General features: G+C 68.3%; 12 protein-coding genes and 7 tRNA genes. 4 read left to right on the top strand and 15 right to left on the bottom strand.

Annotated features, from left to right (window positions below):
• On the bottom strand, positions 1–560 hold a 560-nt coding region (locus QAA18_RS10600; RefSeq protein WP_279412908.1), incomplete at its 3' end, for a hypothetical protein.
• A 41-nt stretch (positions 561–601) separates the two neighbouring features.
• Between QAA18_RS10600 and gloB the strand changes: the two genes are divergently transcribed.
• From gloB to QAA18_RS10585, 3 genes are read left to right on the top strand one after another with little or no spacing between them, the layout of a single operon-like run.
• Entirely contained in the window at positions 602–1,366 is a 765-nt protein-coding gene (gene gloB / locus QAA18_RS10595; RefSeq protein ID WP_279412907.1) for a hydroxyacylglutathione hydrolase, read from the top strand.
• Complete coding sequence (locus tag QAA18_RS10590) at positions 1,363–2,298, top strand: lytic transglycosylase domain-containing protein (protein WP_279412905.1); 936 nt, start codon at positions 1,363–1,365, stop codon at positions 2,296–2,298. Before gloB ends, QAA18_RS10590 begins: the two co-directional genes overlap by 4 nt.
• Positions 2,299–2,333: 35 nt before the next feature.
• Positions 2,334–3,119 (top strand): enoyl-ACP reductase, encoded by a 786-nt coding sequence (locus tag QAA18_RS10585; protein WP_279412904.1) that lies wholly within the window; start codon positions 2,334–2,336, stop codon positions 3,117–3,119.
• Between the two features lie 27 nt (positions 3,120–3,146).
• Here QAA18_RS10585 and QAA18_RS10580 read toward each other — a convergent pair whose 3' ends face one another.
• From QAA18_RS10580 to QAA18_RS10520, 13 genes are all read right to left on the bottom strand, one after another.
• A complete protein-coding gene (locus QAA18_RS10580) occupies positions 3,147–5,123 on the bottom strand; it encodes a SurA N-terminal domain-containing protein (RefSeq protein ID WP_279412903.1) in 1,977 nt (658 codons plus the stop codon).
• Positions 5,124–5,231: 108 nt separating this feature from the next.
• A tRNA-Asp gene (locus QAA18_RS10575) sits at positions 5,232–5,308 on the bottom strand.
• Positions 5,309–5,368: 60 nt separating this feature from the next.
• Positions 5,369–5,443, bottom strand: a tRNA-Val gene (locus QAA18_RS10570).
• Between the two features lie 23 nt (positions 5,444–5,466).
• Complete coding sequence (locus tag QAA18_RS10565; RefSeq protein WP_279412902.1) at positions 5,467–5,739, bottom strand: HU family DNA-binding protein; 273 nt, start codon at positions 5,737–5,739, stop codon at positions 5,467–5,469.
• Between the two features lie 211 nt (positions 5,740–5,950).
• Positions 5,951–8,398, bottom strand: coding sequence for an endopeptidase La (lon, locus tag QAA18_RS10560; protein ID WP_279412901.1), 2,448 nt, complete (start codon positions 8,396–8,398; stop codon positions 5,951–5,953).
• A 162-nt stretch (positions 8,399–8,560) separates the two neighbouring features.
• On the bottom strand, positions 8,561–9,844 hold the full coding sequence (gene clpX, locus QAA18_RS10555; protein WP_279412900.1) for an ATP-dependent Clp protease ATP-binding subunit ClpX: 1,284 nt from the start codon (positions 9,842–9,844) through the stop codon (positions 8,561–8,563).
• A gap of 46 nt (positions 9,845–9,890) precedes the next feature.
• Positions 9,891–10,514, bottom strand: coding sequence for an ATP-dependent Clp endopeptidase proteolytic subunit ClpP (gene clpP, locus QAA18_RS10550; RefSeq protein ID WP_279412898.1), 624 nt, complete (start codon positions 10,512–10,514; stop codon positions 9,891–9,893).
• Positions 10,511–11,824, bottom strand: coding sequence for a trigger factor (gene tig / locus QAA18_RS10545; RefSeq protein WP_279412897.1), 1,314 nt, complete (start codon positions 11,822–11,824; stop codon positions 10,511–10,513). The genes clpP and tig overlap by 4 nt, the downstream gene beginning before the upstream one ends.
• Before the next feature lie 120 nt (positions 11,825–11,944).
• Positions 11,945–12,028 (bottom strand) — tRNA-Leu (locus QAA18_RS10540).
• 87 nt (positions 12,029–12,115) lie between these two features.
• A tRNA-Lys gene (locus tag QAA18_RS10535) sits at positions 12,116–12,191 on the bottom strand.
• A 55-nt stretch (positions 12,192–12,246) separates the two neighbouring features.
• Positions 12,247–12,323: transfer RNA gene (locus QAA18_RS10530), tRNA-His, on the bottom strand.
• Positions 12,324–12,337: 14 nt separating this feature from the next.
• A tRNA-Arg gene (locus tag QAA18_RS10525) sits at positions 12,338–12,414 on the bottom strand.
• A 23-nt stretch (positions 12,415–12,437) separates the two neighbouring features.
• Positions 12,438–12,514 (bottom strand) — tRNA-Pro (locus tag QAA18_RS10520).
• Positions 12,515–12,613: 99 nt separating this feature from the next.
• Between QAA18_RS10520 and QAA18_RS10515 the strand changes: the two genes are divergently transcribed.
• Positions 12,614–13,369, top strand: coding sequence for a Bax inhibitor-1/YccA family protein (locus tag QAA18_RS10515; protein ID WP_279412896.1), 756 nt, complete (start codon positions 12,614–12,616; stop codon positions 13,367–13,369).
• Here the strand turns inward: QAA18_RS10515 and QAA18_RS10510 are convergent.
• Positions 13,305–14,667 (bottom strand): Na+/H+ antiporter NhaC family protein (locus QAA18_RS10510; RefSeq protein ID WP_279412895.1); only part of this gene is annotated, 1,363 nt, incomplete at its 5' end. The genes QAA18_RS10515 and QAA18_RS10510 overlap by 65 nt on opposite strands.

Genomic DNA, 14,667 nt, shown 5'->3' with positions numbered 1-14,667 from the left:
CCATGCTGCACGGAGGCATCCGGGACCAGGCCCCAACGCGGGCCCACCCCTTGCGAAACCGCCTCGGGGACCAGCCCGGCCGCGCGCATGCGCCGCCGCCAGGGCATCGGCTCGGAACTGCCCGGCCCGTCGCCCGCCCACCGCCAACGCCAGGCCGACAGCGGATTGAGGCTGAGCAGCGTGAGCCGCCCACCGGGCACGAGCACGCGGGCGCACTCCTCGATCAGCATGCGGGCGCGATCGCCATCGCCGGAAAGGTGCTGGACCACGACCGTCGCGACCGACTCGTTGGCCAGCGGCAAGGGCAGCCGGCAGCGCAGCGATCCGGCCCAGCCGTCGGTGGTGTCCTGGAGGCGCAGGCCCTGCCCCGGTGGCGTGTCGCCGCCGGCGGGCGCCGGCGCCAGCCACAGCCAGGGCTGGCCCGGGCGTTCGCCCAGCGCGGCGTGCACGCACGCCATCTCGCTGTCGAGCAGGGCCCTGCCTGCAGGCGTGGCGAACCAGGCGCCCCGGGACGACGGGGATGGGGGGACGGGTTGACCGTGCGGTGAAGGGACAGGCATGGTCCACATTCTAGGGGCCGCGCCCCGCCGCGAAGCCATCGATGTCGCTGCAGCCGCTGCCGGCCTTTGCCGACAACTACATCTGGACGCTCTCCGCCGACGGCGGGGACGCCGTCATCGTCGATCCGAGCGAAGCCGCGCCGGTGTTCACGGCGGCCGACGCTGGCCTGCGCCCGGCCATGATCCTGCTCACCCACCACCACGCCGACCACATTGGCGGTTGCGCCGCGCTGCTGCAGCGCTGGCCCGGCCTGCCGGTGTTCGCGCCGATGGACGAGCGCATCGACCTGCCGTGCACGCGCGTGGGCGAAGGCGCCCGGGTCGAACATGGCAGGTGGCGCTTCGAGGTGCTGGAGATCCCGGGGCACACCCGCAGCCACGTCGCCTTCCACGGCCATGGCCTGGTGTTCTGCGGCGACACCCTGTTCAGCCTGGGCTGCGGGCGGATGTTCGAGGGCACGGCCGAACAGATGCTGGGCTCGCTCGACCGACTGGCCGCCCTCCCCGCCGAAACGCTGGTCTGCTGCGGACACGAATACACCCTGGCCAATGCCGCGTTCGCGGCCGCGGCCGACGCGGACAATCCCGCCCTGCGCGAGCGCAGCGCCGAAGCGGCGAACCAGCGCGAGCGCGGGCTGCCCACCCTGCCGGCGACCATCGCCGGCGAACGCGCAGCCAATCCGTTCCTGCGCGTGGACAGCGCCGCGATCCAGGGCGCCATTGCCGCGCGACTGGGGCGCGCGCCGCGCGACCGGGTGGAAACCTTCGCCGAACTGCGGCGCTGGAAGGACGGCTTCAGCGCATGACGTTGCGACTGGCCTTGGCGTGCCTGCTCGCGTGCGCCTTGCTGCCGGCGCCGGGACGGGCGCAGACCGCACCCCCGGAAGCCGCGCAGTCCTCGCCGGCGACTCGCAACGGCCTGGAGATCTACGCCCGGTTCCGCGACGGCCGCGCCGACGAGAACTGCGACGACACGATTGCGAGCCCGCGCTGGAGCAAGCACTTCGCCGCCGCGCCCATGCGCATGGCGCGCAGCGACGACGACGCGCTGGCGCTGTTCGGTTTCGTGGTCGATTCCCTGCAGGCGTCCAGCCTGCCGACCGAGTACGCGCTGATCCCATTCGTGGAAAGCAGGTACCGTCCGGCCGCGCGCAGCAGCGGCGGCCCGGCGGGCATGTGGCAGTTGATCCGGATGACCGCGCGTACCCACAAGGTGCCGATGCGCGAGGGTTTCGACGGACGCCTGTCGCCGGTGGAATCCACGCGTGCCGCGGTACGCTACCTCAAGACCCTGCATGGCATGTTCGCCGGCGACTGGCGACTGGCCGCGATGGCGTACAACGCCGGCGAGTACCGCGTGTTCGGCGCCTTGCGCCGCAGCGGCCAGGTCGCGCGCAGCGCCGACCCGGAGAAACTCACCAGCCTGTCGGGCATCACCCGCGCCTACGTGCGCAAGATGCATGCGCTGTCGTGCCTGCTCGAGGCCGGCGGCGAAGACCGCGAGCAGTGGCTGCAGGCGCTGGACCGTGAAGTGCCGGTGCTGGAAGTGGTGGAGCTGCCGGACGATGCGCGCAGCCTCGATGCCTGGTCGCGCGAGACCGGCCGCGACCCGGCGCTGGTGCGCAGGCTCAACCCGGCCTTCGCCGGTGGCCGGATCCAGCGCGGACACGGGGTGCAGCGCGTCCTGGCGCCCAGGGTCGCACCCGATGCGGTGGCGGCAAGTACACTAGCGCCCTGAGCCATTCGACCACTTCCAGACAACGGGACGACACCATGGGATTCCTGCAGGGCAAGCGCGCGCTCATCACCGGCATCGCCAGCCAGCGCTCGATCGCCAACGGCATCGCCGAGGCAATGCACCGGGAGGGCGCAGAACTCGCCCTCACCTACCAGAACGACAAGCTCAAGTCGCGCGTCGAGGACGCCGCGGCCGAGTACGGCTCGAAGATCGTGCTGCCGCTGGACGTGGCCGACGACGCGCAGATCGATGCCTGCTTCTCCGAACTGCGCAAGCACTGGGACGGTTTCGACATCCTGGTCCACTGCATCGCCTACGCGCCGCGCGAGGCGATCGGCGGCGACTTCCTCGACGGCATCACCCGCGAGAACTTCGCCATCGCCCAGGACATTTCCGCCTACTCGCTGGCGGCGCTGGCCAAGGCCGCGCGCCCGCAGATGAAGGGCCGCAACGGCGCGATCCTGACGCTTAGCTACCTGGGTGCGATCCGCGCGTTGCAGAACTACAACGTGATGGGCGTGGCCAAGGCCAGCCTGGAGTCCACGGTGCGCTACCTGGCGCTGAACCTGGGTCCGGAAGGCACCCGCGTCAACGCAATCTCGGCCGGGCCGATCAAGACCCTGGCCGCCTCGGGCGTGGGCAACTTCCGCAAGATGCTGTCGCAGTTCGAGGCCGCCGCGCCGCTGCGCCGCAACGTCACCATCGAGGACGTCGGCAATGCCGCCGCGTTCCTGTGCTCGGACCTGGCCGCCGGCATCACCGGCGAAGTGACCTACGTGGATGCGGGCTTCAGCACCGTGGGCATGACCGGGATCGACTGATCCCGGGCCATTGCGGTCGCCGCCCGCTCAGAGGCGGTCTTCGGCGACCGTGATCCGCATGCGCTTGCGCAGCGCCTGCACCAGCGCGTTGACGTCGTCGTTGCCGGCCGAGCGGCCGAGCTGCTGGCGGAACGTCGCGCGCTGCTCCTCGCTGACCTCGGACAGGTCGCCGGGAATCACCTTCGTGACCTGGAAGGCGACGATGCGGCCGTCGTCCAGGACCAGCTTGCCCAGGCTCGGCTTGCCTTCGGCCGGCGCGGCGACGGCGAACATCGCCTTGTTGGCCCTGGCGTCGGGCAGCGGCATGCCGCGCGGCATCTGCGGCATGTTGGTGACGGCGAGCTGGTGGGCGGCGGCGACTTCGGCGAACGGCTTGCCGGCGCGCACTTCATCGAGCATCGCCGCGGCCGCGGCTTCCGCCGCCTTCGCGGCCCGGTCGCGGCGGATCGCGGCGATCACGCGCCCGCCCACCTGCGCCAGCGGCTCGATCTGCTCGGGCTGGTGCTCGGCCACGCGGATGACGACGGCGTGGTTCGGGCCGAGTTCGATCGGGTCGCTCGCAGTACCGTCCTGGACCAGCACGTCGGAGAACGCGGCGCGCTGCACGGCCGGATTGGAGAACAGCCCGCCGGGCACGGCGCCACGCACCAGCCGGTCGCTGGTCTTCACTTCCAGGCCGACGGCGGCGGCGGCCTCGGCCAGCGACGTCGGATTGCGATAGACCTGGTCGACCAGCTTGCCGGTGACCTCGTTGAACATGCGCTCGCGGTCGGCGGCTTCCTGCTCGGCGAGCAGTTGTTCGCGCACCTGCGCGAACGGCGTCTGCCGGCCTTCCTTGACCATCCGCAGCTGGATCACGTGCCAGCCGAAGGCGGTCTTCACCGGACCCGCCACGTCGCCCTGCTGCATCGCGAACAGCGCGTCCTCGAACGGCTTTTCCATCATCTCCCTGGTGACCCAGCCCAGGTCGCCGCCGGCTTCCTTCGAACCGGTGTCGTCGGATTCGGCGCGCGCCAGCGCGGCGAAGTCGGCGCCGGGCTCGCGCGCTTGCGCGGCGATCTTCTCCGCCCTGGCCTTGGCTTCGGCCTGCGCCTTTTCGTCGGCATCGGCATCGACGCGCACCAGGATGTGCGAGGCCAGCCGCTGTTCCGGCTCGACGAAACGCGCCTGCTCCTGCTCGTAGCGCTGGCGCAGCACGGCATCGTCCGCCGGCGTCGGCTGCAGCGTGCTGCCGTCGACCTCGACGTACTCCAGGACCACGCTCTCCGGCACGCGGTAGTCGCCGGGATGGCTGTCGTACCAGGCCTGGATCTCGGCCGCCTCGACCGCACCGGTGTCCGGTTCCGGCTGCGGCATCACCACGAATTCCACGTCGCGCTTCTCGCCGAACAGGCGCAGCAGCCGGTCGACCTCGGACTCGGTGGCGAAGCCGGACTCCACCAGCTGCTTCGGGATCAGTCCTTGCGCCAGGTCCTCGCGGATCAGCTGCTCGAACTGTCGCGGGCTGCGCTGCGGCACCTGCGAGGCGAGCGCAAGCTGGTACTGCTGCGGGTTGAACTTGCCGTCGACCTGGAACGCCGGCACCGACTCGATCATGGCGCGCACCTGGGCGTCGGACACCGCGATGCCGGCATGCTCGGCCATGAGCCGCAGCACGCGCACGTCGATCATTTCCTCGACGACCTTGCGCTTGTTGGCCTTGTCCTCGAAGGCGCGCGGGTCGAAGGCGTCGCCGGCCTCGTTGCGCTGCTGCTGGCGGGCCTGTTCGAACCAGGTGCGGAATTCGCTCGAATCGATTTCCTCGACATCCCACAGCATCCGCACCGGCCACCAGTGCGGAGCCGAACGCCACCAGGTCGGCGGCGCCTCGACCTTGGCCACCCAGGTCGCGTTGGACTGGGTCATGTACTGCTCCATCCCGAAGAAGGCGAACGGAATGGTCAGCAGGCCAAGGATGGTGCCTGCGATCCAGCCTGAGGTCTTTTCGCGGAGTTTCTGCAGCATGGGAGGTCTTGCTAAATGGCGAAGCCGCCCAGTTTACCCGCAATGCAGGGCCGGAAAAACAAAAGGCCCGCATCGCTGCGGACCTTCGGTTTCAAAGCCTGGAACTAATGGCGGAGTGGACGGGACTCGAACCCGCGACCTCCGGCGTGACAGGCCAGCATTCTAACCAACTGAACTACCACTCCGCGGAGCCGGGCATCATACAGACGCGCCCGAATCCGTGCAACTACCTGCATGCAACTACCTGGTGGGTGCTGAGGGTTTCGAACCCCCGACCCTCTCCGTGTAAAGGAGACGCTCTACCACTGAGCTAAGCACCCGAACCGGACCAACTGGCCGTGGCTCAGTTGACCGCGTCCTTGAGCGCCTTGCCGGCCTTGAAGCCGGGGTTCATCGAGGCGGCGATCTTGATCTCCTCGCCGGTGCGCGGGTTGCGACCGGTACGGGCGGCACGCTTGCGCACGTCGAAGGTACCGAAGCCCACCAGGGTGACGCTGTCGCCCTTCTTCAGGGCATTGGTGATGGTGGCGATGACCGCATCGACCGCACGGCCGGCATCGGCGCGGGACAGATCGGCGGCGCCGGCCACGGCTTCGATGAATTCGGCTTTATTCATTTGACTTGGCTCCCTTTGCGGCCGGAATGGCCGCTGGATGTGGGACCGGGTTCCCCGCTGCGCACGGCGCAGGCTCCCGGTCGACGATGCCGCGACGTGGGCGGTTTTTGCCCAACGCGGTTGCGTTCGTTATACCAGCCGCCCATGGCAGGCGCAACACGGAAAACAAGGCGTGGCGCGGCTTCCAGCGCTTTCGACCAGTGCGATTCGGTCAGTGCTTCAGGTCGGCCTGTACGCCCGCCTGCGGCGGTTCCCGGGTGGCGTCGGGCAACCCCCCGGCCGGAGGCCGCGGGGTCAGCGGGCGCTCCAGGGCGATGTCCAGGACCTCGTCGATCCAGCGCACCGGCACGATCCTGATCTGCTCCATCACCGACTTGGGGATGTCGGCCAGGTCCTTGCGGTTCTCCTCGGGGATGACCACGGTGCGGATGCCGCCGCGCATCGCCGCCAGCAGCTTCTCCTTGAGGCCGCCGATGGGCAGCACGCGCCCGCGCAGGGTGATCTCGCCGGTCATCGCGACCTCGGCCTTGACCGGCACCTTGGTCAGCGTCGACACCAGCGCCGTGGCCATGGCGATGCCCGCGCTCGGGCCGTCCTTCGGCGTCGCGCCTTCGGGCACGTGCAAGTGCACGTCCTGCTTGGCGAGGAAGTCGAGGTCGATGCCGAGGCGTTCGGTGCGCGCGCGCACCACGCTCAACGCCGCCGACGCCGATTCCTTCATCACGTCGCCGAGCTGGCCGGTCAGGATCAGCTGGCCCTTGCCCGGCACCAGCGTGGATTCGACCTGCAGCAACTCGCCGCCGACCTCGGTCCAGGCCAGACCGGTGACCAGGCCGATCTCGTTCTCGGCTTCGGCGCGGCCGAAGTCGTAGCGCTGCACGCCCAGGTACTTGTCCAGGTTCTTCGCGTTGACGACGATCGCCTTGGGCTTGCGCTTGCCGGCCGGGCGCGGGCCCTTGAGGGCGATTTCCTTGACCACCTTGCGGCAGACCTTGGCGATCTCGCGCTCCAGGTTACGCACGCCCGACTCGCGGGTGTAGAAGCGCACGATGCCCTGGATCGCATCCTCGGCGATCTTCAGTTCGCCTTCCTGCAGGCCGTTGGCCTTGAGCTGCTTGGGCACCAGGTAGCGCATGGCGATGTTGATCTTCTCGTCCTCGGTGTAGCCGGGGATGCGGATGACCTCCATGCGGTCCAGCAGCGGGCCGGGGATGTGCAGCGAGTTCGAGGTGGCGACGAACATCACCTCGCTCAGGTCCAGGTCGACCTCGAGGTAGTGGTCGTTGAAGGCGTTGTTCTGCTCGGGGTCGAGCACCTCCAGCAGCGCCGAGGACGGGTCGCCGCGGAAATCCATCGACATCTTGTCGATCTCGTCAAGCATGAAAAGCGGGTTCTTCGTGCCTGCCTTGTTGAGGTTCTGCACGATCCGGCCGGGCATCGAACCGACATAGGTGCGGCGATGGCCGCGGATCTCGGCCTCGTCGCGCACGCCGCCCAGCGACATGCGCACGAACTTGCGGTTGGTGGCCTTGGCGATGGACTGCCCGAGCGAGGTCTTGCCCACGCCCGGCGGGCCGACCAGGCACAGGATCGCGCCCTTCATGTGCTTGACCCGGCTCTGCACCGCCAGGTACTCGAGGATGCGTTCCTTCACCTTCTCCAGGCCGTAGTGGTCGGCGTCGAGCACGTCCTGCGCGGCCTTGAGGTCCTTGCGGATCTTGGTGCGCTTCTTCCACGGCACGCCCAGCAGCCAGTCCAGGTAGTTGCGCACCACCGCGGCCTCGGCCGACATCGGCGACATCTGCTTGAGCTTGTTGAACTCGTTGCGGGCCTTGGCCTCGACCGCCTTGGGCATGCCGGCCTCGGCGATCTTGCGGGCCAGCTCGTCCAGGTCGTTGGGCGCGTCGTCGATCTCGCCCAGCTCCTTCTGGATCGCCTTCATCTGCTCGTTGAGGTAGTACTCGCGCTGGCTCTTCTCCATCTGCGACTTCACGCGGCCGCGGATGCGCTTCTCCATCTGCTGCACGTCGATCTCGCCGTCGACCAGGCCGATCAGCAGCTCCAGGCGCGCGAACACGTCCAGCGCCTCGAGCAGGCGCTGCTTGTCGGCCAGGCGCACGCCCAGGTGGGCGGCGATGGTGTCGGCCAGGCGGCCGGGTTCCTCGATGCCGGACAACGTCTGCAGCAGTTCCGGCGGCAACTTGCGGTTGCTCTTCACGTACTGCTCGAACAGGGTCATCAGGGAACGGGCGACGGCCTCGATCTCGCGCGGCTCGCGCGCCGATTCGGCCGACACCGCCTGGATGCGGCCGGAAAGGGTGCCGTCGCGGTCGCCGACCTCGTCGACCTCGACCCGTTCCACGCCCTCGACCAGGACCTTGATGGTGCCGTCGGGCAGCTTGAGCAGCTGCAGCACGGTGGCCAGGGTGCCGATGGCATACAGGTCCCCGGCGCCGGGGTCGTCGGTCTCGGGCGACTTCTGCGCGACCAGGGCGATACGCTTGTCGGTCTCCATCGCCAGCTCCAGGGCGCGGATCGACTTGTCCCGGCCGACGAACAGCGGGATCACCATGTGCGGGAAGACGACCACGTCGCGAAGCGGCAGGACCGGGATGACCTGCGGGGCCGTGTCGGTGCGGGCTTCGGCGGTACGGGGCATTCGGATCTCCAGGAATTCCGGGACGCCAGGGGGCGGCGTCCAGTCTGGATGGTTATGGGGCCACGGTGAAAGGGATGCAAGCGGAAACGGACGCGCCGCCCGAAGGGGCGGCGCGAAATGCTTCAAAATCAGTGGTTTATCGCGGATTCCGCCGCTCCAACATCAACCGTCGGCGGCCTTGGGGGCCGCCGGCGGGGTCTGGTAGATCAGGTAGGGCTCGGATTTGTGCTCGATCACCGACTCGTCGACCACGACCTTGCTGACGTTCTCCAGCGAGGGCAGCTCGTACATGGTGTCCAGCAGGACCGACTCGACGATGGTGCGCAGGCCGCGGGCGCCGGTCTTGCGCTTGAGCGCCTTGCGCGCGATCGCGGCCAGGGCGTCCGGGCGGAACTCCAGTTCCACCCCTTCCATGTCGAACAGCTTGCGGAACTGCTTGCTGATCGCGTTGCGCGGCTCGGTCAGGATCTTGACCAGGGCGGCCTCGTCGAGCTCCTCGAGGGTGGCGACCACCGGCAGGCGGCCGACGAACTCGGGGATCAGGCCGAACTTGATCAGGTCCTCGGGCTCCACCTGGGCCAGGACCTTGCCGACCTCGAGCTTGCGCTCGCTGCTCTTGAGCTTGGCGCCGAAGCCGATGCCGCTGGCGTCGGTGCTGCGCTGCTGGATGATCTTGTCCAGGCCGGCGAACGCGCCGCCGACGATGAACAGGATGTTGCGGGTGTCGACCTGCAGGAACTCCTGCTGCGGGTGCTTGCGTCCGCCCTGCGGCGGCACGCTGGCCACGGTGCCCTCGATCAGCTTGAGCAGCGCCTGCTGCACGCCTTCGCCGGACACGTCGCGGGTGATCGACGGGTTCTCGCTCTTGCGCGAGATCTTGTCGATCTCGTCGATGTAGACGATGCCCTGCTGCGCCTTCTCGACGTCGTAGTCGCACTTCTGCAGCAGCTTCTGGATGATGTTCTCGACGTCCTCGCCGACGTAGCCGGCTTCGGTCAGCGTCGTGGCATCGGCCATCGTGAACGGCACGTTCAACAGGCGGGCCAGGGTCTCGGCCAGCAGGGTCTTGCCCGAACCGGTCGGCCCGACCAGGAGGATGTTGGACTTGGCCAGCTCGACGTCGTCGTTCTTCTGCCGGCTCTCGATCCGCTTGTAGTGGTTGTACACGGCCACGGCAAGCGTCTTCTTCGCGCGCTGCTGGCCGATCACGTACTGGTCGAGGACCTCGAGGATCTCGCGCGGCTTGGGCAGGCTGCTGCGCGCCGACTGCGCCTTCTCCTCGAGCTCCTCGCGGATGATGTCGTTGCACAGTTCCACGCATTCATCGCAGATGAACACGCTCGGACCCGCAATCAGCTTGCGGACCTCGTGCTGGCTCTTCCCGCAGAACGAGCAGTAAAGGATCTTGCTGCTGTCGCCGGATCGGCCCTGTCGGTCTTCGGTCATTCCCCAGTTACCTGCTGCAGGCGCGGTTGCGGGCCGAGAATAGCACTCAAGTGGCCTGGATGGAGTCTTCCGGGCGGCGCTCCAGGACCCGGTCGATCAGGCCGTATTCCTGCGCGGCCTCGGCGCTCTTGAAGTTGTCGCGCTCGGTGTCGCGGGCGATCGTGTCGAAGGCCTGGCCGGTGTGCTTGGACAGGATCTCGTTGAGGCGCTGCTTCATCGACAGGATCTCGCGGGCGTGGATCTCGATGTCCGTGGCCTGGCCCTGGAAGCCGCCCAGCGGCTGGTGGATCATCACCCGCGAGTTCGGCAGCGCGTAGCGCTTGCCCTTGGCGCCGGCAGCCAGCAGCAGCGCGCCCATGGACGCGGCCTGGCCGACGCAGATGGTGCTCACGTCCGGCTTGATGAACTGCATGGTGTCGTAGATCGCCATGCCGGCCGTCACGATCCCGCCGGGCGAATTGATGTACAGGCTGATGTCCTTCTCGGGGTTCTCCGCCTCGAGGAACAGCATCTGCGCCACGATCACGTTGGCGACGTGGTCGTCCACGCCGCCGACAAGGAAGATCACCCGCTCCTTGAGCAGGCGCGAGTAGATGTCGTACGCGCGCTCGCCCCGGCTGGTCTGCTCGACCACCATCGGGACCAGGTTCAATGCCTTGGTTTCATTCATCCGATCGCTTCCTGGAATGTCATCGCCTTCTCCGTGTGCCGGGCGCGCTCGGCGATCCAGTCGATCACCTGCTCTTCCATCGCACGGGATTGCAGTCCCGACATCAACTGGGGGTCGTTGCGGTACAAATCAATGACCTGCTGCGGATCCTCGTAGGTCGAGGCGATCAGGCGCAGGAGTTCGTTCACGCGCTGCGGGTCCAGGCGCAGGTCGTTGCGGCGGGCGATCTCGCCGACCAGCAGGCCGACCAGCACGCGCTTGCCCGCGGACTCCATGAACGCCAGGTGCGCATCGTCCTTCAGCTGGACCTGCTGGCCCTGCTGGCGCACCTGCTGCAGCGCCTGCTGCGCCAGGATGCGGGCTTCCTGCTCGACCAGGCGCGGCGGCATCTCGATGCCGGAATACGCCTCGATGAGCTGCTCGCCGACGGAACGGCGCAGGCGGTTCATCAGCGCGCCCTTGAGCTCGCGCTCCAGGTTGCTGCGGATCTCGGCGCGGAACTTCTCCATCTCGCCGCTCTTGATGCCGAAGCTGCGGATGAACGCGACGTCGATCTCGGGCAGCACCGGCTCGGAGACCTGCAGCACCTTCAGGTGCACCTGGGCCTTCTTGCCGGCCAGCGGCTGCACGCGCCAGTCGGCCGGGAACTCGACCTCGACGTCCTTCTCCTCGCCGGCGGACATGCCGGCCAGGGCCGCGTCCACGGCCGGCAGCATCGTGGCCGAACCGACCACGCTGGTGCCGCGGTCCGCGCCCTCGGCGGGCAGGCGCTGGTCGCCGGCCTGGGTCCAGCTCTCGACCTCGACGGCGTCGCCGGCCTTGGCCGCGCGGTTGACCACGGTCCAGGTGCGGCGCTGCTCGCGCAGGTTGACGATCATGCGGTCGATGTCTTCCTCGGTAACCTCGGCCGTGTTGCGCACGACCTCGAGCTTGGCGACGTCGATCTCGCCGAAGTCGGGCACCAGCTCGAAGGTGGCCACGTAGGCCAGCTCGGCCTCGTCCTGGCCGCCGGCCGGCTCGATCCGGGGGCTGCCGGCGATGCGCAACTCGTTGGCGCGCACCGCCTCGTCGAAGCCCTGGCGCAGCAGGCCGTCCAGGACCTCGGCGCGGACCTGCTGGCCGAAACGCTGCTGGACCACGCTGGTGGGCACCTTGCCCGGGCGGAACCCCTTGATCCGGGCGGTCCGCGCGATTTCGCGCAGGCGGCCGCCCACCTGGTTTTCCACGTCCCCGGCCGGAACCTTGAGGGTGATGCGGCGCTCGAGATTGCCGACGGACTCGACCGAAACCTGCGTTGCTGAAACTGCCATGCCCACTCCATGCGGCCGCGGCCCCTCGGGGCGCGGCTGGTTTACGTGAATGTTTGCGTGATTGAACTGCCTAGTTTCCCCGATTTGGCGGCCTCCCGCCAGCAATTTCTAGGGGAACCATGGTGCGAAAGGGGGGACTCGAACCCCCACGCCAAGGGCGCTGGAACCTAAATCCAGTGCGTCTACCAATTCCGCCACTTTCGCGAGGGGCCCGATTGTACGGCCCGATACACGGGCCGGAGCCGCCGGGCCACAAAAAAACGCCCGGCGCGGGGCCGGGCGTTTCGGGACTGGTGGGCCGTCAAGGATTCGAACCTTGGACCTATTGATTAAGAGTCAACTGCTCTACCAACTGAGCTAACGGCCCGAAAAGCGTGAAGCGACGAATTGTAACAACAAAAACGATGAATCTGAACCGAATCTGGGGTGGATGATGGGATTTGAACCCACGACCCCCGGAATCACAATCCGGTGCTCTAACCAGCTGAGCTACACCCACCAAATTTTGTGCCGTGGCGCGCCCGGCAGGACTCGAACCTGCAACCGCCGGCTTAGAAGGCCGGTGCTCTATCCGGTTGAGCTACGGGCGCCCGTGGCCGGATTGTCGCATCGGTGGTCGGGGTAGAGGGATTCGAACCCCCGACATCCTGCTCCCAAAGCAGGCGCGCTACCAGACTGCGCTATACCCCGCGGCGGGCCGGCTATTGTCCGGAGCCGGCGCAGGCGTGTCAACGCGCGCGTCGGGCTGTGTATGCTTGGGGCATCCCCGAAGCAAAGAGACGAGCGAGCATGCGCAGCGGCAACCCGGCACTGGGCGAATCGACCTTCCTGGACCTTGGCACCGGCACGGTGGTGAGCCGCGATGCGGGCGCCATGAGCCTCAACGGCACCGTCAACAAGACCGCGTTCCTGCTGGTCCTGGTGCTGGCGACCTCGATGTTCACCTGGGCCAAGGCCTACGCCGGCGGCGGCGAGAACCTGATGCCCTGGATCTGGGGCGGCGCCATCGGCGGGCTGGTCCTGGCGCTGGCCACGGTGTTCAAGAAGACCTGGGCCCCGGTCACCGCTCCGCTCTATGCCGCGGTCGAGGGCCTGTTCATCGGCGCGATTTCGGCCCTGTTCGAACAGCGCTTCCCGGGCATCGTCATCCAGGCCGTCGGCCTGACCTTCGGCACCATGGCCGCGCTGCTGATCGCCTATCGCAGCGGCCTGATCAAGGCTACGGAGAACTTCAAGCTGGGCGTGGTCGCCGCCACCGGCGGCATCGCCCTGCTCTACCTGGTCAACATCGGCATGCGCATGTTCGGCTTCGAGGGCATGGGCTTCATCCACGACAGCGGCTGGCTCGGCATCGGCTTCTCGGCCGTGGTGGTAGTGATCGCGGCGCTGAACCTGGTGCTCGATTTCGACTTCATCGAGCAGGGCGTCGAGCAGGGTGCGCCGAAGTACATGGAGTGGTACGCGGCCTTCGGCCTGCTCGTCACCCTCGTGTGGTTGTACCTGGAGCTCCTGCGGCTGCTGGCGAAGCTGCAGTCCCGCGACTGACCGCCATGAAGGCGATGGCCACGGCGGCGAGGATCCAGCAGTAGTAGACCTTGCCGGCGATGGCCAGCGGCGAGACCGAGGCCAGCGAGGCGGCCAGCAGGATCTGGGCGCCGTACGGCAGCAGGCCCTGCGGCACGCAGGCGAAGATGTCGAGGATGCTGGCCGAGCGCCGGGGGCTGATGTCGTGGCGTGCCGCGATGTCGCGGGCCACGCCACCGCCGACCAGGATCGCGACGGTGTTGTTGGCGGTGAACACGTCGGCGCTGGCCGACAGCGCGGCGATGCTGAACTCGCCCGTGCGCCGGCCACGATGGCCGCGGGCGAAGCGGGCGATGACCATGGCCAGCCAGTCCAGGCCGCCGGCGGCCTTCATCAGCGTGCCCAGCCCGCCGATCAGCAGCGACAGCAACAGGATCTCGATCATGCCTTCGAAGCCGATCCAGATGTCGCCGGCGTACTGCACCAGGTCGTAGTCGTTGCCCATGGCCAGGCCGAAGCCGCCGGCCAGGGCCAGGCCGATTGCGAGCACCACCAGCACGTCCAGTCCGGCCAGCGCGAGCACCAGCACCAGCACGTAGGGCAAGGCCAGCCATGGCGAGGCCGAGCCGTCGCCGGTGACGGGCGCCGAGTCGCCGAGCATGGCCAGCACCACGATCGTCGCCAGCGCGGCCGGCAGCGCGATCATGAAGTTCTCGCGGAACTTGTCGCGCATCTCCGCGCCCTGGCTGCGGGTGGCGGCGATGGTGGTGTCTGAGATCACCGACAGGTTGTCGCCGAACATCGCGCCGCCGACCACCGCGCCCAGCACCAGCGCGGTATCGAGGCCAGCCGCATCGGCCATGCCCAGGGCGATGGGAACGACGGCCGCTATCGTGCCCATCGAGGTGCCGATCGCCAGCGAGATCAACCCGGCGAGCACGAACAGCCCCGGGAGCAGCAGCGAGGCCGGCAACACGCCGATGCCCAGTGCGACGACCGCGTCGACCGCGCCGATCGAGCGTGACACGTGCGCGAACGCACCGGCGAGCAGGAAGATCAGGCACATCAGCACGATGTTCGGATCGCCCATCCCGCGCAGCAGGATGTCGCCGGCGCGCAGGCCCTTGCGATGCGCGATCCACGCGCCCAGCGCCAGCGCCGGCAGGATCGCCACCGGCGCGCGCAACTGGTAGAAGCCCATGGGCACGCCCTGGACCGTGAAGTACAGGCCGGCGCCGAAGAACAGCGCCAGGAACAGCAGCAGCGGCGTCAGCGCGAGCGCGTCGGGGCGGACGCCGCCAGGCGGGGGTGCCGCCGGG

Origin of the sequence: Luteimonas sp. 8-5, assembly GCF_029763755.1 — a bacterium.
GTDB lineage: Bacteria > Pseudomonadota > Gammaproteobacteria > Xanthomonadales > Xanthomonadaceae > Cognatiluteimonas.
Note: the sequence above shows the minus strand (reverse complement) of the source record. Positions and strands in the feature narration are given on the sequence as shown.